The sequence below is a fragment of the Buttiauxella izardii genome, from assembly GCF_003601925.1.
GTDB classification, from domain to species: domain Bacteria; phylum Pseudomonadota; class Gammaproteobacteria; order Enterobacterales; family Enterobacteriaceae; genus Buttiauxella; species Buttiauxella izardii.
In genome coordinates this window covers 1-21,622 of sequence record NZ_QZWH01000016.1, presented here as the reverse complement: position 1 = coordinate 21,622, position 21,622 = coordinate 1, and the positions used below count along the sequence as shown (strand labels likewise).

Annotated in this window: 16 protein-coding genes, 2 tRNA genes, 1 rRNA gene and 1 pseudogene; 10 read left to right on the top strand and 10 right to left on the bottom strand. The window is 47.0% G+C overall.

From position 1 onward, the window contains the following. Positions 1-7: 7 nt before the first annotated feature. Genes tssH through D6029_RS08815 form a run of 6 tightly spaced genes read left to right on the top strand, consistent with a single transcriptional unit; the run spans position 8 to position 10,198 of the window. Positions 8-2,641, top strand: coding sequence for a type VI secretion system ATPase TssH (gene tssH / locus D6029_RS08840; RefSeq protein WP_120064419.1), 2,634 nt, complete (start codon positions 8-10; stop codon positions 2,639-2,641). After that, positions 2,638-3,330: a type VI secretion system-associated protein VasI gene (vasI, locus tag D6029_RS08835; protein WP_120064418.1), complete on the top strand. Its 693-nt coding sequence runs from the start codon at positions 2,638-2,640 to the stop codon at positions 3,328-3,330. Before tssH ends, vasI begins: the two co-directional genes overlap by 4 nt. A gap of 18 nt (positions 3,331-3,348) precedes the next feature. Continuing rightward, positions 3,349-4,737, top strand: a complete 1,389-nt coding sequence (gene tssA, locus D6029_RS08830) for a type VI secretion system protein TssA (protein WP_120064417.1) — start codon at positions 3,349-3,351, stop codon at positions 4,735-4,737. Positions 4,738-4,758: 21 nt separating this feature from the next. Further along, positions 4,759-8,301 (top strand): type VI secretion system membrane subunit TssM, encoded by a 3,543-nt coding sequence (tssM, locus tag D6029_RS08825; RefSeq protein ID WP_147365227.1) that lies wholly within the window; start codon positions 4,759-4,761, stop codon positions 8,299-8,301. 46 nt (positions 8,302-8,347) lie between these two features. Continuing rightward, entirely contained in the window at positions 8,348-9,703 is a 1,356-nt protein-coding gene (locus tag D6029_RS08820; RefSeq protein WP_120064415.1) for a VasL domain-containing protein, read from the top strand. Between the two features lie 15 nt (positions 9,704-9,718). Next, positions 9,719-10,198, top strand: coding sequence for an Hcp family type VI secretion system effector (locus D6029_RS08815; protein ID WP_120064414.1), 480 nt, complete (start codon positions 9,719-9,721; stop codon positions 10,196-10,198). 398 nt (positions 10,199-10,596) lie between these two features. Here D6029_RS08815 and D6029_RS08810 read toward each other — a convergent pair whose 3' ends face one another. The 3 genes from D6029_RS08810 to dnaQ all read right to left on the bottom strand — a co-directional run bounded on the left by D6029_RS08810 (position 10,597) and on the right by dnaQ (position 12,708). After that, complete coding sequence (locus D6029_RS08810) at positions 10,597-11,436, bottom strand: DUF4225 domain-containing protein (RefSeq protein ID WP_244212392.1); 840 nt, start codon at positions 11,434-11,436, stop codon at positions 10,597-10,599. Between the two features lie 329 nt (positions 11,437-11,765). Next, a tRNA-Asp gene (locus D6029_RS08805) sits at positions 11,766-11,842 on the bottom strand. A 134-nt stretch (positions 11,843-11,976) separates the two neighbouring features. Then, entirely contained in the window at positions 11,977-12,708 is a 732-nt protein-coding gene (dnaQ, locus tag D6029_RS08800) for a DNA polymerase III subunit epsilon (protein ID WP_120064413.1), read from the bottom strand. On the opposite strand from dnaQ, the gene rnhA reads away from it, so the two are divergent. Further along, on the top strand, positions 12,662-13,237 hold the full coding sequence (rnhA, locus tag D6029_RS08795) for a ribonuclease HI (protein ID WP_167455990.1): 576 nt from the start codon (positions 12,662-12,664) through the stop codon (positions 13,235-13,237). The genes dnaQ and rnhA overlap by 47 nt on opposite strands. Here the strand turns inward: rnhA and D6029_RS08790 are convergent. Further along, positions 13,191-13,952, bottom strand: a complete 762-nt coding sequence (locus D6029_RS08790; protein WP_120064411.1) for a methyltransferase domain-containing protein — start codon at positions 13,950-13,952, stop codon at positions 13,191-13,193. The two genes, rnhA and D6029_RS08790, sit on opposite strands and share 47 nt — an antisense overlap. A 36-nt stretch (positions 13,953-13,988) precedes the next feature. On the opposite strand from D6029_RS08790, the gene gloB reads away from it, so the two are divergent. Both gloB and mltD read left to right on the top strand, forming a co-directional pair. Continuing rightward, positions 13,989-14,744 carry a hydroxyacylglutathione hydrolase gene (gloB, locus tag D6029_RS08785; protein ID WP_120064410.1) on the top strand — a complete coding sequence of 252 codons (756 nt, stop codon included), beginning with the start codon at positions 13,989-13,991 and terminating at the stop codon, positions 14,742-14,744. 71 nt (positions 14,745-14,815) lie between these two features. Continuing rightward, the gene (gene mltD, locus D6029_RS08780) at positions 14,816-16,174 is read left to right on the top strand and encodes a murein transglycosylase D (protein ID WP_120064409.1); all 1,359 of its coding nucleotides are present in this window, start codon (positions 14,816-14,818) and stop codon (positions 16,172-16,174) included. A gap of 58 nt (positions 16,175-16,232) precedes the next feature. Here the strand turns inward: mltD and D6029_RS08775 are convergent, their stop codons facing one another. From D6029_RS08775 to D6029_RS08765, 3 genes are all read right to left on the bottom strand, one after another. Continuing rightward, on the bottom strand, positions 16,233-17,000 hold the full coding sequence (locus D6029_RS08775) for a class I SAM-dependent methyltransferase (protein WP_120064408.1): 768 nt from the start codon (positions 16,998-17,000) through the stop codon (positions 16,233-16,235). A gap of 76 nt (positions 17,001-17,076) precedes the next feature. Next, complete coding sequence (locus D6029_RS08770; protein WP_120064481.1) at positions 17,077-17,874, bottom strand: endonuclease/exonuclease/phosphatase family protein; 798 nt, start codon at positions 17,872-17,874, stop codon at positions 17,077-17,079. 150 nt (positions 17,875-18,024) lie between these two features. Beyond that, complete coding sequence (locus D6029_RS08765; RefSeq protein ID WP_120064407.1) at positions 18,025-19,200, bottom strand: MFS transporter; 1,176 nt, start codon at positions 19,198-19,200, stop codon at positions 18,025-18,027. 104 nt (positions 19,201-19,304) lie between these two features. Between D6029_RS08765 and yafC the strand changes: the two are divergent. Beyond that, a pseudogene (gene yafC, locus D6029_RS08760) lies at positions 19,305-20,218 on the top strand (DNA-binding transcriptional regulator YafC). On the opposite strand, the gene dkgB reads toward yafC, so the two are convergent. The 3 genes from dkgB to rrf form a co-directional block, all read right to left on the bottom strand. Continuing rightward, positions 20,215-21,018, bottom strand: a complete 804-nt coding sequence (gene dkgB / locus D6029_RS08755) for a 2,5-didehydrogluconate reductase DkgB (protein WP_120064405.1) — start codon at positions 21,016-21,018, stop codon at positions 20,215-20,217. The pseudogene yafC and the gene dkgB sit on opposite strands and share 4 nt — an antisense overlap. Before the next feature lie 177 nt (positions 21,019-21,195). Continuing rightward, positions 21,196-21,272, bottom strand: a tRNA-Asp gene (locus tag D6029_RS08750). Positions 21,273-21,336: 64 nt separating this feature from the next. Next, positions 21,337-21,452 (bottom strand): 5S ribosomal RNA (gene rrf, locus D6029_RS08745). Between the last annotated feature and the right edge of the window lie 170 nt (positions 21,453-21,622).

Below are 21,622 nucleotides of genomic sequence, written 5' to 3'. Positions count from 1 at the left end.
TATTGAGATGATCCAGATTGATTTGCCTACGCTGGTTAACCGGCTGAATCTTTTGTCAAAACAGGCGCTGGAAATGGCAGCGGCTGAGTGCATAAATCAGCAAGCTTCAGAAATCACCGTCGCCCAAGTGCTGCTACAAATGCTAGCGACACCTCGTAGCGATGTCCGGGTGATTGCCGAACAGTCCGGAATAGATTTTGCGCAATTGCGTGATGCTCTAACGCTGGTTGGTGAATATAAAGGGCAATCTGTTGATAGCTATCCCAGCTTCTCGCCATTACTGGTGGAATGGCTGAAAGATGCCTGGCTGCTGGCTTCTGCGGAAATGCAGGTGACACAACTGCGTGGCGGAATCTTGCTACTAACCCTACTTCATACGCCTTTACGTTATGTGCCGCCTGCCGCTGCGCATTTACTGGCACAGATCAACCGCGACCTGCTCCGCTTGAATTTTGCCTCCTGCACTAAAGACTCAGCAGAATCCGTGATTCTGGATGATCAGGCCAAAGCGCAGGCACTGCCACACGGCGAGGAAAGCCTTCTCGCTCGCTACTCCACCAACGTGACGAATGACGCCCGTAACGGCAAGCTTGATCCCGTATTGTGCCGCGACACCGAAATTGACCTGATGATCGATATTCTCTGTCGACGCCGTAAAAATAACCCCATTGTCGTGGGTGAGGCTGGCGTCGGGAAAAGCGCGTTAATTGAAGGTCTGGCCCTGCGTATTGTTAATGGCCAGGTTCCTGAAAAACTGCTGAATACGGAACTTGTCACGCTCGATTTAGGCGCGCTTCAGGCTGGAGCATCCGTTAAGGGCGAATTTGAAAAACGCTTCAAAGGCATCATGGCGGAAGTGCGTGAGTCTGCAACGCCGGTGATTTTATTTATTGATGAAGCGCATACGCTGATTGGTGCCGGTAACCAGCAGGGTGGGCTGGATATTTCCAATCTGATAAAACCCGCACTGGCTCGTGGCGAGCTGAAAACCATTGCCGCGACCACCTGGAGTGAATACAAAAAGTATTTTGAAAAAGATGCTGCCCTATCGCGGCGTTTTCAGCCGGTTAAGGTCAGCGAGCCGACCGCAGCTGAAGCCACTATTATTTTGCGCGGCCTGGCATCTGTATATGAACTCGCGCATGGCGTGTTAATCGACGATGAAGCATTACAGGCCGCAGCCACACTGAGTGAGCGCTATCTTTCAGGCCGACAACTTCCCGACAAAGCTATTGATGTATTGGATACCGCCTGCGCACGCGTGGCGATCAATCTCTCTTCTCCTCCTCGCCAAATATCTGCACTCACCACACAGTGCCATCAGTATCAGGCGGAAATCCGACAACTGGAGCGGGAGCTGCAAATTGGTTTGCCGCAGAACGATGTCCGACTGGCCGAGCTGCATTTGTTACATGAAGAAGCCAACGTGCAGCTTGGTGAACTGGACGCTTGTTGGCGCAAACAGCAGGATTTGGTGCAAAAAATTGTCGCGCTGCGCCATGAGCTTTTAGCCAGCGACGAAGAAACAGATACCGCGACATTGCCTGAACAGCTCGAAGCTCTTCAGTTACTCATGGTCGAACTTGAAGCGTTGCATCAGGAAAGGTTACTGGTTTCCCCGCATGTCGATAAACGCCAGATTGCGTCGGTCATTGCCGAGTGGACAGGCGTGCCGCTTAACCGCTTATCGCAAAGTGAAATGGCGTTGATCACTGAATTGCCAACATGGCTGGGTGACAAAATTAAAGGCCAGGCCTTAGCCATAGAACATTTGCATAAACATTTGCTGACGGCGAGAGCCGATCTGCGTCGCCCGGGTCGCCCATTGGGCGCATTTTTACTGGCCGGCCCAAGCGGCGTGGGGAAAACAGAAACGGTGTTGCAACTGGCTGAATTGTTATTCGGTGGCCGCCAGTATCTCACCACCATCAACATGTCGGAATTCCAGGAAAAACACACCGTTTCGCGCCTGATAGGTTCACCTCCCGGCTACGTCGGTTACGGCGAAGGGGGCGTGCTGACGGAAGCCATTCGCCAGAAACCCTATTCCGTTGTGCTGCTCGATGAAGTGGAAAAAGCCCATCCTGATGTGCTGAACCTCTTCTATCAGGCATTCGATAAAGGTGAAATGGCCGACGGCGAAGGACGCCTGATCGACTGCAAAAATGTGGTCTTTTTCCTTACGTCGAATTTGGGCTACCAAGTCATCGTCGAACATGCACAAAATCCGGAGCAACTTCATGAAGAGTTGTATCCGGTGCTGGCCGATTTCTTCAAACCGGCTCTGCTGGCACGCATGGAGATTATTCCTTTCCTGCCGCTTTCAAGCGAAACCTTAAAAACCATTATCGCCTCCAAACTGGAAAGGCTGGCCGCGCTGTTAAAACAGCGATTTGGCGCTGAAACAGTGATTGCAGCAGAAGTCAGTGACGAAATTATGCTGCGTGTCACGCGTGCTGAAAACGGTGCCCGTATGCTCGAATCCGTCATTGATGGCGAAGTGCTGCCACCGCTTTCGTTGCTATTGCTGCAAAAAATGGCATCGGGTTCGGGTATTGAGCGCGTTTATATCGCTGTTGATGAGCATCGCTTCACCGCAGAAATTGAAGATTCGGTTGCTGCGGCGCAGGACGTGTCATGAAGGGATTGACAATAGCCAGCCTGGTGTTGGTGTTGGTTTTGCTACCACTAACGGCCAGTTGTGCAACAGCTCAGCCCGATAATCTGCCGACAGAAGCCACGCTAAAAGCGATGCTCACCTGCCGGGCAGAACCGGCTTCACTGGTGCGCCTCGACTGTTATGACCGGGTTCTGGCACCGCAATATCCCGGCTTTGGTGGCGCGCTAAAGAAAGCGCAACAACAAGGCGAAGCCTGGATGCGTGCCTATAGCCAGGAGCTACTGCGAGACGATCATTCCACCACTTTTTTGACTCGCCAAACGGAAGGTGAACGCCCTTTGGTCGTGATTACCACGCCAGCACTGGGAAGCGTGCCTCCGCGTCCGGTATTGATGTTCAGCTGCATTGATAACATCACGCGAATGCAAATCGCGTTACCTGAGCCGCTTAAAAGTGCGCCGGACCTGACGATTACCACGGAAAAAACGCGCTTTAACGTCCATTGGTTCCTGCGTGAAAACGACTCTCTTCTTGAGTCCAGCCGTGGCCTTGCCGGAATTGATGAAATCAAACAGTTATTCGCAGCAAAGACGCTGACGGTCGACGTTAACGGCCGGTCGCAACCTTCCCTACATGCGATGACCTTTGCAATTACCGACCTGGAAAAAACACTTGAGCCATTGCGGGTTGCCTGCCACTGGGCAAGTTAGTTCTACAAGGAATCTAATATGGATATTTCAACACCGCACACATGGGTGAAACAGGTTGTCGCGCCCCTGTCAGAAGAACAAATCCGTTCTACGCTCAGCGAGAGTAATGTTGACTGGGAGTACATCGACAGGGAAATGGTTAAGCTTGGGTCGCTCAATCACGCACTACTGAATATTGCTGAGGTACAGCAGCGCTCACTGAAATTACTGGCAACCGAAAGCAAAGATTTTCGTTTGATGGTTCATCTGCTGCGCACGCTGCAACACACCGGAAAAGCGGCTGAGTTGATTCTCGCGATGCAGTTGCTAAATCAGTATTTACAACAATTCTGGGCGCAGTCATGGCCACAAAAAGAGGCTCATAAGAGCCGCTTTTCTCAACAGATCCTTCAGCGTTTTGAAGCCGCCGCCGCAAGCTTTGCTTGTGATTCAAACGAGAGCCAGCGTGAAGCGATCAATGGTGAATTTACTCAACTCTCAATGTTCTGGAATAAGGCTGGCTGCACACCACTAGCCGCAACAGCGCATGAATTGATTGCGCTTTATCAACGACATATTCAGGAACAGGCTTCCAGACCGGTTGAAAGCATCGCAACACCGTCAACACCAGGTTCATCGACTGCAGCCAGTGCGCCAATCCCCGTCATTCCGGTTGAAAATCATGATGATAAATCATGGCGACAGACAATGTTAAAAGTCGCGGATTTACTATGTGAACGCAACCCACAATGCGCGGTCGGCTATCGCCTGCGCCGCCATGCTATCTGGCAAAGCATTACCAGCGCCCCTCAAGCTGAAACAGATGGCAGAACGTCGTTGGCGGCATTTTCTGTCGATTTAATGGAGGATTACCAGGCTCGCCTGGCTTCTGCAAATAGTGAACTTTGGGAACAGATTGAGAAAAGCCTGCTACTCACACCTTACTGGTTCGACGGACATTATCTTTCGGCGCACATTGCGATCCAGCTCGGGCATTCCGACACAGCGGAAGCAATACGCGACGAGCTTAATCATTTCTTAAACCGAATTCCTGCGCTTAAGACTTTGCTGTTTAACGATTACTCACCGTATTTGTCGCAGGTTACGCAACGCTGGCTGGAGACTAGCGCGGCAAATTCATCTTTGAATAGTGATTCCAACACGCAAAGCCTATGGCAGTGTTTTTCAGAACAAGGCCTTATTCCTGCATTGCAATTAGTTGAGCAATATCAGCAACAAGCCCACGAACCTCGAGATCAATTTTATCAACAATTTTTCAGCGCCCAGCTTTTTGAACATGCCGGCATGGTCGCCTCTGCGCGTCAACAATACAAAACACTGCATCAAACTGCATGCCAGATGACGTTATCCCAGTGGGAACCCGCCTTGGTTGAACAATTAGAAGAAAAAATCACGACAGGACAGTGATGTATAAACAGGAGTTTTATTGTGTTCAAAGTATCTAAACCCAGCTTTCTAAGAGCGCTAAGGCCAACACTTAAGCCAGCCATGCCGAGGCTAAAAATCTCTGCAATGATATTGCTGATTGTTGCCTGGGTATTATCACTGGTGTGGATTTGGTGGAAAGGACCCGCATGGATTCTGGGCGAGCAACATCCACTCGCTCCGCAGGCTAACCGCTGGCTGGCAACCGCCGTCTGGGTACTGATTGCACTAGCGTGGCTGACGGTGCGAATCGTTAAACGATTGCAGGTTCTTGAGACGCAGCAACAGCAACAACGCCAGCATGAAAAAGATCCGTTAAGTCTGGAGATCCACCAGCAACAGCGCCATCTCGATCATTGGTTGTTACGCCTGCAACGCCATCTCGCACGACGAAATTATCTCTACCATCTGCCGTGGTACATGGTCATCGGCACTTCCGGGAGCGGCAAAAGCACGCTACTTGGGGAAGGTTACTCCTCCGACACTATTTATGTGCCTGAAAAAGTACGCGGTGAAAATAGCTCAACCTGGCATATCGCCCCTCGAGTGGGCGCGCACGCGGTTATTTTCGATATTGATGGAGCGCTGATTGAGCAACCCGTTAGTGGCCAGGAAGAAGCAAACGCTAATGCGCGACTATGGGGGCACTGGCTGGAATGGCTAAACCAGAAGCGCCCACGCCAACCGCTCAACGGGATTATTCTGACGGTGGATTTGCCTGAATTATTGACGGCCAGTAAGTACCAACGCGAACGCCAACTTACGGTATTGCGCCAGCGCCTGCAGGATATCCGTCAGCAGTTACATTGCGAACTCCCGGTGTATATCACCCTAACAAAGTTGGATCTGCTTCATGGATTCGCCCCGCTTTTCCAACCGCTCGATAAGCAAGAGCGGGATGCAACGCTGGGTGTGACTTTCTCCGTCGGCGCTCATGAAAATGAACGTTGGCGCGAGGAACTGCGTTCTTTCTGGCAAGAATGGATGGAGCGTTTTAATCAGGCGTTACCGAACTTATCGCTCAATCATGTGGAAAGCAGTCAGCGTAGCACGCTGTTTAGTTTTAGCCGCCAGATCCAGGGAATTGTCGATCATCTTGAAGCACTGATTTCTGGTTTGTTGGCAGGTGATAATATGGCGGTGATGTTGCGCGGGGTTTATCTCACTTCATCGCTGCAACGTGGGCAGGTTGACGATATGTTCATTCAATCAGCCGCAGCTCAATATCGCCTGGGGCAAAATGCCCTCACCTCCTGGCCAATGGTCGAAACACAACCCTACTTTACCCGCAGGCTATTCCCACAAACTTTACTAGCAGAGCCTAATCTTGCTAGTGAAAACAGTGTCTGGCGTGGGAAAAGCAGACGCCAACTCACGGTCTTCTCCGCTATTGGCGGCGTTGCAGTTATCGCTTGCGTTGCAGGCTGGCATCACTATTACAAATCAAATTACCGCTCGGGCGTTACCGTTCTGGCACAGGCCAAAACCTTTATGGATATCCCTCCGCCACAAGGCATTGATGAGCTGGGTAATCTGCAATTGCCACTACTGAACCCTATCCGGGATGCCACGCTCGCTTACGGTGATTATCGTGAACATAACGCACTGACAGATATGGCTCTTTATCAGGGACGAAGAATTGGCCCTTACGTCGAGAGAACCTACTTACAACTGCTTGAGCAGCGCTATTTACCGGCACTGCTCAACGGTTTGATCAAGGACTTGAACAACGCAGAACCTGAGAGTGAGAAAAAGCTCGCGATACTGCGGGTTATCCGCATGCTCGAAGATAAAAGCGGGCGTGATAATAAAGTCGTAGAGCAATATATGGCCCAACGCTGGAGTGATAATTTCCATGGGCAGCGCGGATTGCAGGGGCAACTCATGGCGCACCTGGATTATGCCCTTGAGCATACCAACTGGCAGGCACAACGTATGGCGGGCGATAACGATTCGATCAATCGTTTTATTCCCTATGCGAAACCCATCGCTGCGGCGCAAAAAGAGCTGAGTAAGCTCTCAATCTATCAGCGCGTTTACCAGAGTTTGCGCACCAAAGCCTTAGGTGTGTTGCCTGCTGACTTGAATCTGCGAGATCAAATTGGCCCAAGCTTTGACAAAGTGTTTGTTGCTAATAAGGAAGAGGATTTATCTGTCCCGCAATTCCTGACGCGCTACGGTCTGCAAAGCTATTTCGTTAAGCAACGCGACAGTCTGGTTGAGCTGACAGCGCTGGATAGTTGGGTGCTAAATATCACCAAAAATGTGACATACAGTGCGGCCGATCGCGAAGAAATCCAGCGGCATATTACTGAGCAATATATCAGCGACTATACCGCCACCTGGCAAGCGGCTCTGAATAATCTCGATGTTCGTGATTATGAGGATATGCAGCAAGTTATTGATGCTCTTGAGCAAATCATCAGTGGCGATCAGCCGTTCTATCGCACGTTGCAAACCCTGCGTGATAATACTCAATCGCCACCGCCACCTGCCAATCTCCCGGATAAAACGCGTGAAGCGATGATGTCTGCACTGGACTTCCAGTTGCTCACACGTCTTGGTCGTGAATTTGCTCCAGAAAATAGCGTGTTGACCGAGGTAAAAGATAAAGACAGCACATTGCAGACGGTCTATCAGCAATTAACGGAGTTACACCGTTATCTGCTGGCAATCCAGAACTCACCGGTACCGGGAAAATCAGCCCTTAAAGCCGTGCAGCTTCGCCTCGACCAAAACAGCAGTGATCCTATTTTCGCAACTCGCCAGTTGGCAAAAACTCTGCCGGCGCCATTGAACAGATGGGTAGGCAAACTCGCGGATCAAGCCTGGCATGTCGTGATGATTGAAGCGGTTCATTACATGGAAGTGGAGTGGAACGAAAAAGTCGTGAAAACCTGGCAACAGACATTGGCCGATCGCTATCCATTCGATCCGCAGTCAGCCCAGGATGCCTCGCTTGACGCTTTCGACCGTTTCTTTAAACCGGGCGGGATTCTGGACAGTTTCTACCAGGAAAACCTGAAACTGTTTATCGAAAGCAAACTCACTTTAGGTGAGGACGGGCAGGTGCTGATTCGTCAGGACGTGCAGCAACAACTGGAAACGGCACAAAAAATTCGCGACACCTTCTTCACGCAGCAAAGTGGTTTGGGTACGCAATATGCCGCAGAAACGGTCGAGTTGTCTGCCAATAAACGCCGCAGTGTTTTGAATATGGATGGTCAGCTACTGGATTATAACCACGGACGTAATTTCACCGCACATCTGGTGTGGCCGAACACGATGCGTGAGGGATCTGAAAGTAAGCTGACACTGATTGGAACCGGTGGTGGCGCACCTCGCAGCATTAGTTTCAGCGGGCCATGGGCGCAATTCCGCCTGATAGATGCAGGCACCCTGACCAATGTGGATGACGGTTCATTTGACGTTAGGTTTAACGTCGATGGCGGCCATATGGTTTATCGCATTCACGTCGATACCCAGGACAACCCATTCACCGGCGGGCTTTTCAGCGAATTCACCCTTCCTGACACTCTTTATTGATCTCATTCCCCGGCGCTAATGCCGGGGTCTTTCAGGGAAAGACAACATGAACGATACAACACACATCATCAAACTCGGTGAAGATCCTCGTAGCCTGCCAGAGTTCAGTGCCATTCGGGAAGAGGTGAATAAGGCCAATCATCCCACTCAGCCAGAAGTGAACTGGAGGCTAGTGGAGTCGCTAGCGCTGACACTTTTTAAAAGTAATGGCGTCGATTTGCACAGTGCAACCTATTACACCCTGGCGCGAACCAGAATTAATGGTCTAGCGGGTTTTTGCGAAGGTTGCGAATTATTGGCGGGGTTAATTACTGCGGAGTGGGAAAATTTTTGGCCTCAGAACTATCAGGCCCGCTCAGATATGCTGGAATGGTTTAATAGCCGTGTAGGAAATATCTTGCGTCAAAATCCTTCCTTACTTAGTACGGATATTAATCTCCTGCAGCGTACAGAAAGAACGCTACAACTTATTTGCGATAAACTTCAGCAAGTACAATTAAAACGTATCCCTCGCGTTGAGAATCTGCTTTATTTCGTGCAGAACATCCGCAAGCGAGTGGAAACGGATCAACAAACATTATCCGTATCCTCTCATCAGTATGCCTCCCCAACTCTGGTTTATATGCCTTCACAGTCAGAGATGGTCGATTCAGTTATTTACCCTCTGCCTGGAGTAGAACAAAGTCCCCAACCCGCTAGAGTAGAAGTGCATTTCCCCGGTTCAGAAAACCATACCAAGAAATCATCATGGAATTCTACCTGGGCTTTTCTGGCAGGTGTGGCTTGTGCCGCTACCGTAGCGCTAACACTTTGGTGGTGGCAGGTTCTTCCTATGCAAAAACAGATCGCGCAGTTGGATGATACTAGCCAGGGCAGTGCCGCATTGTGGTTAGCGATGCCAACCCTCGAAAATTACCCGCAAAACCTGAAGAGATTGCTTAATGCATCACCGCTTCAGACGTTGGAAACGGGAGAACGACTCACCAAAACCGCAAACTCAATCTGGCCCAATAGCGAGCAACAGCAAAAGGCAACGGCAAGCTGGAACAATGCGCTGAAATTACGCGCAGCAAATAGCCCTCAGTTACGTGGCTATCTGCAGGTACAACAGGATCTTCATCAATTTTCAGCGTTGCTTGTAGAGCGAGAGAAAAATAAAGAGGGGCTGACACTTTCCTACCTTAAAACTGTGGCTTATCAGGCAGAAACTCAACTGAATAAAGAAATTCCATTGGAAGCATTACTAACGCAACTCGAAGACGCCCGGAAGCAGAACCAAAATACGCAAACCCTAGAGAAGCAGATTAACGAACGAATAGATGCTTTATCGAGCCGGTATTTTTCGATAAGAAACATCCTTGAACCGAGCGCGTATTCAAATATTGTCGAAACTAAAAACTAAAGATAAGGGACTAACATGGCAAATTTAATTTATCTGACACTGACTGGATTACAGCAGGGACTGATGTCCGCAGGCTGCTGTTCGCTAGATTCAATTGGCAATAAAGCTCAGATCGCACATTTAGATCAGATTATGGTTTATGAGTTGTCTCACTCGATAACAAGGCAGCAAAATGCCAACCATAATCCCGTTATTATCACCAAACCTATCGATAAATCTTCACCACTACTTGGCAAAGCCATCTCCGAGAATGAGATACTAAACTGTGATTTTTATGTTCATCAAACCAATAAATTTGGCATCAACGAACTTTTCTATAAAATAAAACTCACCCAAGCGAGATTGGTAGATATCCATCTAATGCTTCCCCACACAGTTCATAACAATAAAGGTCAACCGCAAGAGAAACTTTCTCTGGTCTATGAAACTATCACTTGGGAGCATATCAACGCTGGGACGAGTGCTTATAGCCTTTGGACTGACCGGGTTTACTGATTTGTAGCTTAATACTATTATTAAAATGCTGATTAAGTCATGTTTCTTAACCAGCATTTTTATTTTCCATAAAACAGGTTCTCCCCCTCCAAGAATCACCTATTATAATACCTGGATTGAGCGATATAAAAAGGTATGGCATATGAATATGCACATACAAAAGGAATCAATACAAACCCCATGCTACCATCACCACTAATATCAACATCAAAGAAAGGAATTACCCCCGTACGAAAAGCCGCAAAATGAAATAACGCACACAGAACTAATATAATGATAGCCAGAAAATTAACATAGACATTTATGGAGTACAAAAGATGGCTAATAATATAATAAAATGGAATCAATGTAACCGCTGTACATAATACATACAAAGTAATTATTGTCATTAAACTCATCTAGTATGCCCTATATTGTCCAAAGACTGTGTTTGCATCACCTAACACTTCTAATACCAACTCCTTTTTGGACATGAGTTTCATACCCATTTGTTTCATACCCCAAAGCAAGTCAGCATTTATATACCGATATAACCGTGTTGCGTCCTCTGTAAGTTTGTATGCAAGTAAGCCATTCAAAGAAATACCAACATCAACAAATGTATAAATAACATCAGATTCTTGCTTATTGAGACCAATTATCTCACCAACCCCCTCATAGATAAATCTAACCGGTCCAGTGCAACTATCTCGAAAAAGTAAAAAGTATCCATTCTCTATGACATTATTTATGCCATGAGCAAGTAAAAATGATCCGGGGATAATACCAACACCACTACCAATCAGCGCGGCACCGGACGCTATTTGCAAACCACCAGCAACAAAACCGACACCAGCGACAATTAAATCAATGTTTTCTTTCTGCCGACTATTTTTCGTATCTTCTAAAATTGGCTTAACAATAATAACTTGCCTGCGGTCATTTCTACTTAGCTCTTCACTTTGTTTCTTCAACGATATTATTTCATTGTTTATAGCATCAATCGCTTCATTGACCGATATTATACCATTATTTATTTTCGAGTTTATATCTGAAGAATACGCTATGACCTCACTTATAAAATGATCTTTTGCCATACTCCATTGTATAAACTTACGAGCAACCTCATTCATTACCTGAATGAGTTCGTTTTGTTTATTTAAAAATGTTTCTATATTTCTGCGTTCTTCATCCGACCCCATATCAACATGGTTCTTGATATCTGGATTTCTCTCTAAATATTCTTTCCATGCATCCATTATTAGAGCCTCAATATTTTAAATAACAGGTTTAATGAGTATTCTATATAATTGCATGAAAATTGTTTGGATTTTTATTTATTGTATTGATGTATACCAAAGTTTGATATCGAATATTTAGTACAAATAAAATATTCATACATTAATGATTATGAATAACTACAATTTATCATATTTTTGTATGTTTTAATTAATCGATAAGGAAATAATTAATTTAATCAATCGGAAAAAAGAAAAAAATGAAGGAATAGGTTTAATTGGAAGAGTAATTTTTCACTTTATAGAAACGACGAAAGCCTGAATCATTTCTGATTCAGGCTTTCTAATTGTGGCGGAACGGACGGGACTCGAACCCGCGACCCCCTGCGTGACAGGCAGGTATTCTAACCGACTGAACTACCGCTCCGCGTTTTGTTCCCCGTCGGGAACGAGGCAGATAATACGTATAGCACTGATAAGCGTCAACGATTTTTCTTCTAAAACTAACCGTTTGCCGCAATTTTCGCCCAAACGGTTAGTTTTAATCCATTCTTGCTGATTTTACATGCGCCACAGGCAGCTTCCGCCCTTCTTCTCAACGAGGTCGAGCCGCGATTCATGCGCATCCAGTTCAACATCACTGGCACGAATGATGCGTATACCCGATGCATGACGCACAACACGCTGAATTTCGTTGTCTCCAGTTCGTTGTTGTACATCCCCTTCCATGGCGAATTTCAGAGAAGTTTGCCCACCCGTCATCATCAAATAGACGTCGGACAGGATTTGGGCATCGAGCAATGCGCCGTGCAGTGTTCGTTTGCTGTTGTCTATCTCATAGCGAGAACACAGTGCATCAAGGCTATTACGTTTGCCCGGAAACATCTTACGCGCCAGCGCCAGGCTATCTGTAACTTTGCAGAAGGTATTAGTTTTAGGGATATCGCGTTTGAGTTTACTGAATTCGTAATCCATAAACCCGATATCAAACGAGGCGTTATGGATAACAAGTTCCGCGCCGCGGATGTAATCCATAAATGAATCAGCAACCTGCTCAAAGGTTGGTTTGTCCGCCAGAAACTCATCGGCAATTCCATGCACGCCAAACGCTTCCGGGTCCACCAGCCGATCGGGTTTCAGATAGACATGGAAGTTATTACCCGTCAGGCGGCGGTTGATAACTTCAACCGCACCGATTTCAATAATACGATGCCCTTCATAGTGAGCACCGATTTGGTTCATACCGGTGGTTTCTGTATCGAGGACTATCTGTCGTGTAATTGGTGTGCTCATGGCGCTCGTTTATGTCAGACTTGGTTTTTTAATCACAGGAAGTCTACCAGAGATGCGCAAACAGGTAGAAATTTTCACCGATGGCTCTTGCCTCGGTAACCCCGGACCGGGTGGGTACGGTGCTATTTTACGATACAAACAGCATGAAAAAATCTTCAGCGAAGGTTTTCGATTAACCACAAATAACCGCATGGAAATGATGGCGGCAATCGTGGCTCTTGAAGCTTTAGTTGAACATTGTGACGTCGTTCTAAGTACCGATAGCCAGTATGTGCGCCAGGGTATTACTCAATGGATTCATAACTGGAAGAAACGGGGCTGGAAAACGGCCGATAAAAAACCCGTGAAGAATGTCGATCTATGGCAGCGACTGGATGCGGCCTTGAGCGAACATAAAATCACATGGGAATGGGTAAAAGGCCATGCCGGTCACCCTGAGAATGAACGCTGCGATGAACTTGCGCGTGAAGCAGCGTCCAATCCTACTCGTGAGGATGTTGGCTATCAGCCAGAGGCGTCGAAACCTTAGTCGTTTCTCTAAATTGCCTGGTCGCGCCGACCGCTGATCGAATTTGTGTTTTTGCTTTTCGACTTTTCATTGGGTTAAGCGTAAGTGGCAAAGTCCGCTTACGCGCCACAATGACATGCATACATCCCAAAGCCGGAAGATGGGTACTGAGCATTTTCCCACCTTGCTTACTCCAGGGTAAAACCTGGAAACTGCGCTGATGCATCACCTCAAAATTCAGTAATGACAGCCAATCGAACATCCTCATGGGAGTGAACATTCGACAATGATATGGCGAACGTTTGCGCACAAACGGTATTGTTTTGCCCAACCCAAGCAAACTCACCGGGTTAAAACTACTCAGAATTAGCCAACCATCATCAATCAATACACGATCAGCCTCGCGGAGCAATCCGTGAGGATCCTGGCACCAGGGCAATGTATGAGCCAACATACAAGCATCCACTGATTTTGCGGCAAAGGGCAAATAAAGGGGATTTGCATTAACCTGAAGCCTGTCGCCTTGCAATGCGACATTCACCTGATGTGAAATTGCGCATGCTTCAGTGTTAATTTCTGTGCTTAAGTTACCAATCTTCAACAGATGCAAACCAAACATTTTAGCGAGCCAGGGCTGAAGCTGATTTTCCAGAGCTTCGCGGTAGTACTCGCCCCAGGGCAGCTCTCCCCAATGATGTGGTGAAACGAAATAATCAGGTATCCTTGCCGGCTTCATCACTACCTTCTTAACGTAATTCAGAGAGGTTTAATTATGAATCTTAACAGTATTCCAGCATTTCAGGATAACTACATCTGGGTTCTGAACGACGAACAGGGTAAATGCATTATTGTCGACCCGGGTGAAGCCGAGCCAGTACTTAAAGCCCTTGAAGAGAACCAGTGGCAACCGGAAGCTATTTTATTGACCCATCACCATCACGACCACGTTGGCGGCGTAAAAGAACTTCTCAAAAAGTATCCAGGCCTTGTGGTATATGGTCCCGAAGAGACACAAGATAAGGGAACGAACCGGGTAGTCAGAGAGGGAGATAAGGTCAATATTTTAAAGTCTGAATTTACTGTAATTGCTACACCCGGTCACACTTTAGGACATATCTGTTTCTACAGTAAACCTTATCTTTTTTGCGGCGACACGATGTTTTCAGGGGGATGCGGCAGGCTTTTCGAGGGTACCGCAGAAAATATGTATGATTCTTTTCAAAAGCTTAACCACCTGCCAGCAGAAACGTTAATTTGTTGTGCTCATGAGTACACGCTCTCAAACATAAAGTTTTCCTTATCCATCCTGCCTGAGGATGATGAGTTAAACCAATACTGTCGTAAAGTTAATGAGTTACGCGCAAAAAACCAATCAACCCTCCCCAGTTCTTTAGGAAATGAGCGGAAAATAAATTTATTTCTAAGAACTAATGACGTTGATTTAAAAGAAAAAATCAACAAAGAAACAAACTTGCAACAACCACAGCAGATATTCGCCTGGTTACGGACAAAGAAAGATACATTCTGAATTTTCTGGTTGTGTTGTTTTAAAGTGGAAGGTATTCTTGCTCGTCTTTTAAGCAACCAATTGACACACACATGAAGGCAAAAGCGATATTACTCGCCTCTGTCCTGCTAGTGGGGTGCCAGGCGTCGAAGCATGACGGCAACATCCAACAGCACGCACAGAGTCTGTCTGCAGCTGGTCAAGGTGAAGCAGGAAAGTACACAGGTACGCGATGGATGGACGATGGGACATACCTCGCGCAGAATCAAAACTTGTGGAACTTCATTGGCGACGAGCTAAAGATGGGGATACCGGAGAATACCCGGATCCGCGAAGAGAAACAGAAGTACCTAAAGAATAAGAGCTATCTCCACGATGTAACATTACGGGCAGAGCCGTATATGTACTGGATTGCCGGGCAAGTTAAGAAACGTAACATGCCAATGGAACTAGTACTACTACCCATAGTGGAGAGCGCTTTTGACCCGCACGCTACCTCTTCTGCAAATGCCGCTGGCATCTGGCAGATTGTACCGAGCACGGGTCGAAATTATGGTTTAAAACAGACCAAAGCATACGATGCACGTCGTGATGTAGTGGCTTCGACCACTGCTGCTCTCGATATGATGCAGCGTCTGAATAAGATGTTTGACGGCGACTGGTTGTTAACCGTGGCGGCGTACAACAGCGGCGAAGGTCGTGTACTGAAGGCAATGAAAGCGAATAAAGCTCGTGGTTTACCTACGGATTTTTGGTCGCTTTCACTGCCACGGGAAACCAAGATTTACGTGCCAAAAATGCTGGCTTTGAGTGATATTCTCAAGAACAGCCAAAAGTACGGTGTGCGTCTACCAACAACTGACGAAAGTCGTGCTTTAGCACGAGTTGAAGTGAGTGATCCGGTAGCGCTGACACAAGTGGCCGAAATGGCGGGAATACCATTAAGTACGCTCAAGACGTTCAATGCTGGGGTTAAAACCTCGACGGTTGGCAAAAATCAGCGTTATGTGATGGTGCCCAAAAAACATGCTGATCAACTGAAAGCCTCTCTGGCCTCAGGTGAAATCGAAGCCGTGCAACCTCGCATGATCGCTGATAACAGCAGAACTGCAGGTGGCAGCAAGTCTTATCGTGTTCGTTCAGGTGATACCTTATCGAGCATTGCTTCCCGCTTAGGTGTAAGCAGCAAAGATTTGCAAAGCTGGAACGGCATACGTGGTGCACACATTAAAGTTGGCCAAACGCTTAGTGTCAAAAATGGCGCTCAGAGTTTAGCTAAGAACGACAGCATCACTTATAAGGTGCGTAAGGGTGATTCCTTGTCGAGTATCGCGAAACGTCACGGTGTGAACATCAAAGATGTTCTGCGCTGGAACGATGATACGGACAACCTGAAACCTGGCGATCAGTTAACGCTGTTTGTCAGCAATAACTCTACACCGGATACGTGATTGTTTATCTGAAGAAAAGGCACCTTGATGGTGCCTTTTTTATTTCTATTTCTAAATGTCAGGCTTTTTTCGCCTCTAACATCACAATGTCACTGGTAAACGAGCCATCTGCCTGCAGCTCAAAGTAACGCTGTACTTCGTCTGATGCACTTTGCTGGTAAGCACGAATAGCATCGGCCATCACCGCAGGTGTACGCATACGTGCGATCCAGCTTGAGTATTCCAGGACTAAACGGTCGCACAGTAAGCTTTGGGTTACCAGGCCTGCATCATTAAACAAACTCAGAAATTCTCCACTGGAATAATTATGGACATGCGAGGTATCCCGCAATGCTTCCACCGTTTGCAACCAGATATCAAGAACCGGATGTCCTGGGGACATCACATCCATAAAGATAACCATACCGCCGGGTTTCAACACACGCTTAACTTCACGCAGCGCTTTTCCAACATCATGCCAGTGGTGGGCTGAATAGCGGGTAATCACAATATCAAAGGAACCATCGTTAAATGGTAAGACTTCAGCATATCCATGCTGCGTCGTGATATTCGCAATACTGCGGGCTCTTGCTGCATCACTGACAACTGACAGCATCTGTTCAGAAAGGTCATAAGCGACAACTTCTTTCACCTGCGACGCGGCAATAAAACTTGCATGCCCTGCCCCACATCCTAAATCGAGCAGTTTTGCCTCAGGAAAATCAGCCAGACGCGCATTTAAGCGCTCCAAGTCTCGCCCCGAAGCATGTACAGCGCTACTCAGGTAGGCACTTGCCTGCGAGCTGAATTGTTGACTGACTTTGTCATGGTGAGTTTGTGTTGTCATTGTATTGTCCTTGCAGTTGATTATAAGTAAGGGCAGCACACAGCTCTGCCCAGTGGCAGACCTGACTAACCTCACTTCAATCAGGTTTGCCGGGACGGAATTCGACTAGTAGAGGGTTGTGATCAGACGCACGGGTAACCAGCACAGAGGCTTCAGTAACGTTTAATCCACGGTAAAACACAAAATCGAGAGGGCGACCAAAAGCGCGACGGCGGTGATCATCAGTAAAGCGAACTTCGCGCAAAGCCATCTCACGAGCAAAGCGGTACAGCGCATTCATACGTGATCGGCTCCAGGCGTTGAAATCTCCCGCCATGATAATCGGACCAGTATGATGCCCGATTTGATCACCAATCGGCCCGAGCTGCTTGCTGTAGACATCCACGCCCAAGCTGAAATTCACAGCATGAATATTCACCACCATCAATAAGCGACCATCAGGCAGTGGATAAACAGTGACTAATGCAGATTTAGATAAACGTAAAATAGGTTCCCGTTCACGCAGTGGGCAGCAATAGACGGGATGTGCAGCGGACAGAGTCATCACACCTGAGGGGTGCTGAGGCAGTACAAATGCCGGAACCTGATCTGCGGCCAGATAGTTACTGGTGGCAAATTTCACAAGCTCAGGAGTAGCCTGTGCTTCTTGCAATAAAACGAGGTGAGCATCTTTACCAAAATTTTGCAGCACCGAAAGCCATTCGGCTCGCTGTTGCTTAAAGATATTCCAAACCAAGACTTTTAAAGAAGCTTCGCTAGGTAAAGGCTCTCCGGGCGGTAATGCCTGACCAATAGTTGCAAAAGAGCCAGGCGGCAGAATGCGTTCTGCTGGCTGACCGGCAACATATCTCATGGCATAAGTATTTTTGCGCACGTTTTTACTAATGACCCCTTTAACTAAAGAAGCCTCCACGTCGAAGGCTGTCTTTCAGTTATAGGGACTTTAGTACAGAGTTTCAACGACCAATTCAAACCATTGATGAACAAGACCGTAAGTAATTGCTAACGGTCTTGTTCAAATGTCTTATCCGATAGCTACTTCACGGCGTGTATCAAGTCGGCCACTTAACGTAATTAAGAGTAATGCCCCCACAACAATGACCGCGCCAATCCACGGCGTTTGAGCCAAACCAAAGCTTTGAACAGTCTGACCACCAATTACCGATCCTAAAGCGATGCCAACATTAAAAGCAGCGATATTCAAACCAGAAGCAACATCTACCGCATTTGGCGTGTAAAGCTCCGCTTTCTGCACAACATAAACCTGCAAACCTGGTACATTGCCGAAGGCGAAAATACCCATAACTAACACCGTTACCAAAGCGCCAATATGTGAGCTCGCCGTAAACTGGAAGACCAAAAGTAATGCAGCAAGAGCTGCAAAAATAAACTTCAACGCGGGTACGGCACCGTGACGGTCAGCCAGTTTTCCGCCCCAGATGTTACCCACCGCAACGGAGACACCATAACCTAATAAAATCCAGCTTACCGCTGACGGTGAATACCCAGCAAGATCTTGCATCATCGGCGCCAGGAAGGTAAATGCAGTAAACACGCCACCATAACCCAGAGCAGTGATTGCATAAATGATCAATAAGCGAGGGTGAGTCATCACTTTCAATTGTTCTTTTATGCTGGCAACCGCACGAGTTGGAATATCTTTAGGAACCAAAATCGTGCTGCTGATTAATGCAATTACACCAATAGCAGAAACTGCGAGGAATGTTTCACGCCATCCAAAATGCTGACCAATGAACGTCCCAAGTGGTACGCCGGTTACCAGTGCGACGGTTAAACCACCAAACATAATGGCGATAGCAGATGCCGCTTTTTCTTTGGGAACCAGGCTGGTTGCGATGGTTGAGCCAATAGAGAAGAACACACCGTGTGCAAGTCCCGTAAGCAGACGAGCAACAACCAACGTTTCATAGTTTGGCGAAAGCCATGCTAGTAGATTACCCGCTGTAAATAACGCCATCAGGCCAATTAATAATTGCTTGCGAGGCAATTTCCCGGTTAATGCCGTTAGAACCGGAGCACCGACAGCAACGCCCAACGCGTAAATTGAAACTAACAATCCAGCAGAGGGTAATGAAATTGAGAGTTGATCCGCAATTGTTGGCACCAAACCAACAATCACAAATTCTGTAGTACCGATTGCAAATGCACTGATCGTCAGCGCCCATAGTGCCAGAGGCATAATTTACTCCATAGCAGGTGTCTTTTGATGACACGTAGTATGGCCCGATGGTTAAATAACAAAAATATGCAAAATCTCAATACAATTTTGTCTCAGGAGCAATAATGAAAGCCACCTCTGAAGAGTTAGCAATTTTTGTCGCCGTTGTGGAAAGCGGGAGTTTCAGTCGAGCGGCAATGCAGCTTGAACTCGCTAATTCAGCCGTGAGCCGCTCGGTAAAGAAATTAGAGATGAAGTTAGGGGTAACTCTTTTAAATCGCACAACCCGCCAGTTGAGCCTGACAGAAGAAGGTGAGCGTTATTTCCGCCGCGTACAACAGATCTTGCAAGAAATGGCGGCGGCGGAAAATGAATTAATGGAAACCAGGCAAAGTCCTCGAGGTTTACTGCGCATAGACGCTGCAACGCCTGTGATGCTCCATCTTTTGATGCCGCTAATTAAACCGTTCCGAGAGCGTTATCCAGAGGTGACACTTTCGCTCATTTCTTCTGAGACATTTATTAACCTGATTGAGCGTAAAGTCGATGTCGCTATTCGGGTGGGGACATTGACGGATTCAACTCTTCGGGCCAGACCACTTTTTACTAGTCGGCGTAAAATTATCGCCTCCCCGGAATATTTAGCGCAAAACGGAATACCACATAGCGCAGAAGATCTTCAGGATCATATTTGCCTTGGATTCTCTGAAACAGAGAGTCTGAACAAGTGGCCTGTCGCGCAAGCTGATGGGCTCAGGTATGACATAACACCGGGAATAACATCCAATAGCGGGGAGACACTCAAGCAACTTTGCCTTACCGGTAATGGTATTGCTTGTCTGTCTGACTATATGATTAATAAAGAAATTACGGATGGAAAGTTCGTCGAGTTGCTGGCAGATAAACTATTGCAAGTTGATATGCCGTTTAGTGCGGTGTATTACAGTGATAGGGCTGTCAGCAGCCGCATTCGGGCTTTTATTGATTTTCTGAGTGAGCATGTGCAACAGCCCCCGCAGGGGCTGTAATCGATAATTAATCCCAATCAGGAGCCAGGCCTTCAGGGCTCACAAGACGGTCGCTACAGTCGAGGGTAGCAATAGCGGCCATGTCTTCCACATCTAGAATGAGATCTTGCGCCTGTAAATTACTTTCCAGGTTCTCTCGTTTTGTTGATGAAGGAATAACTGCATAACCTAGTTTCATTGCCCAAGCCAAAATAACCTGAGCCGGAGTTGCGTTATGCTTCCCGGCAATTTGGGCGATGACTTCGTCTTTCAAAGCTTTACCATAAGCAAGTGTCATATATGACGTGATATGGATACCATGTTCTTGTGCCCAATCAACCACTTTATTGTTCTGTAAATAAGGTGAAAGCTCAATTTGGTTGGTTGCGATATTTTCTACACCAACAGCATCAATCGCCTGCTGCATTAAATTAATAGTGAAATTAGAAATACCAATCTGGCGCGTCAGTCCTTCTTTTTTTGCTTCGAGTAATGCCGTCATAAATTCAGCTACCGGAACGGCATCATTTGGCGAAGGCCAGTGAATTAAGGTCAAATCAACATAATCTGTGCGTAATTTGCGCAAGCTTTCATTCAGGCTTGGAATCAATTTATCTTTGCTTAGATTCTCAATCCAAATTTTGGTGGTGATAAACAGCTCATCACGTGAGACACCACTCTCTTCGATAGCCTGCCCTACAGCCGCTTCATTATCATAAATCTGTGCGGTGTCTACAGCACGATAGCCCAATTTAAGAGCTGTTTTTACTGATGCGATAACTACGTCGTCTTTTAAACGGAAAGTACCTAAACCAAATGCAGGGATTGTCATTTCTTACCTCGTTGGGTGATATGTGTTTGTTATACGAGGATTATGCAGGGAATAATTTTGCTGAAAAAGGCAGAGAAATGCAGAAGATATTTGCTTTAAAAGCAATAATTGAACGATTTTTACTGAATTTTAGGCAAGAAAAAAGCCCTGAGTCTAAAAGACTCAGGGCTTAATAAGTGGCGGAACGGACGGGACTCGAACCCGCGACCCCCTGCGTGACAGGCAGGTATTCTAACCGACTGAACTACCGCTCCACCGAATTTCTTTTCTTACTGCCACCAGATGTCACTTTCTGGCTCTTACTGCTTTGAATTTGGAGCCTGGCAGTTCCCTACTCTCGCATGGGGAGACCCCACACTACCATCGGCGCTACGGCGTTTCACTTCTGAGTTCGGCATGGGGTCAGGTGGGACCACCGCGCTAGTGCCGCCAGGCATATTCTGTTTCATCAACCGTCACAGTCTTATCTGTAACCATTAACTTAAAATCTCGGTTCAAGCTGAAAATCAATATCTTAGTCTCTCAACCAAAACACCTTCGGTGTTGTAAGGTTAAGCCTCACGGTTCATTAGTACTGGTTAGCTCAACGTATCGCTACGCTTAC

Excerpts from the sequence above, each read along its gene's own strand:
- tssH (WP_120064419.1), top strand. The coding sequence starts at position 8 with ATGATCCAGATTGATTTGCCTACGCTGGTTAACCGGCTGAATCTTTTG.
- vasI (WP_120064418.1), top strand. The coding sequence starts at position 2,638 with ATGAAGGGATTGACAATAGCCAGCCTGGTGTTGGTGTTGGTTTTGCTA.
- tssA (WP_120064417.1), top strand. The coding sequence starts at position 3,349 with ATGGATATTTCAACACCGCACACATGGGTGAAACAGGTTGTCGCGCCC.
- D6029_RS08820 (WP_120064415.1), top strand. The coding sequence starts at position 8,348 with ATGAACGATACAACACACATCATCAAACTCGGTGAAGATCCTCGTAGC.
- D6029_RS08815 (WP_120064414.1), top strand. The coding sequence starts at position 9,719 with ATGGCAAATTTAATTTATCTGACACTGACTGGATTACAGCAGGGACTG.
- D6029_RS08810 (WP_244212392.1), bottom strand. The coding sequence starts at position 11,436 with ATGGATGCATGGAAAGAATATTTAGAGAGAAATCCAGATATCAAGAAC.
- dnaQ (WP_120064413.1), bottom strand. The coding sequence starts at position 12,708 with ATGAGCACACCAATTACACGACAGATAGTCCTCGATACAGAAACCACC.
- D6029_RS08790 (WP_120064411.1), bottom strand. The coding sequence starts at position 13,952 with ATGAAGCCGGCAAGGATACCTGATTATTTCGTTTCACCACATCATTGG.
- gloB (WP_120064410.1), top strand. The coding sequence starts at position 13,989 with ATGAATCTTAACAGTATTCCAGCATTTCAGGATAACTACATCTGGGTT.
- mltD (WP_120064409.1), top strand. The coding sequence starts at position 14,816 with ATGAAGGCAAAAGCGATATTACTCGCCTCTGTCCTGCTAGTGGGGTGC.
- D6029_RS08775 (WP_120064408.1), bottom strand. The coding sequence starts at position 17,000 with ATGACAACACAAACTCACCATGACAAAGTCAGTCAACAATTCAGCTCG.
- D6029_RS08765 (WP_120064407.1), bottom strand. The coding sequence starts at position 19,200 with ATGCCTCTGGCACTATGGGCGCTGACGATCAGTGCATTTGCAATCGGT.
- dkgB (WP_120064405.1), bottom strand. The coding sequence starts at position 21,018 with ATGACAATCCCTGCATTTGGTTTAGGTACTTTCCGTTTAAAAGACGAC.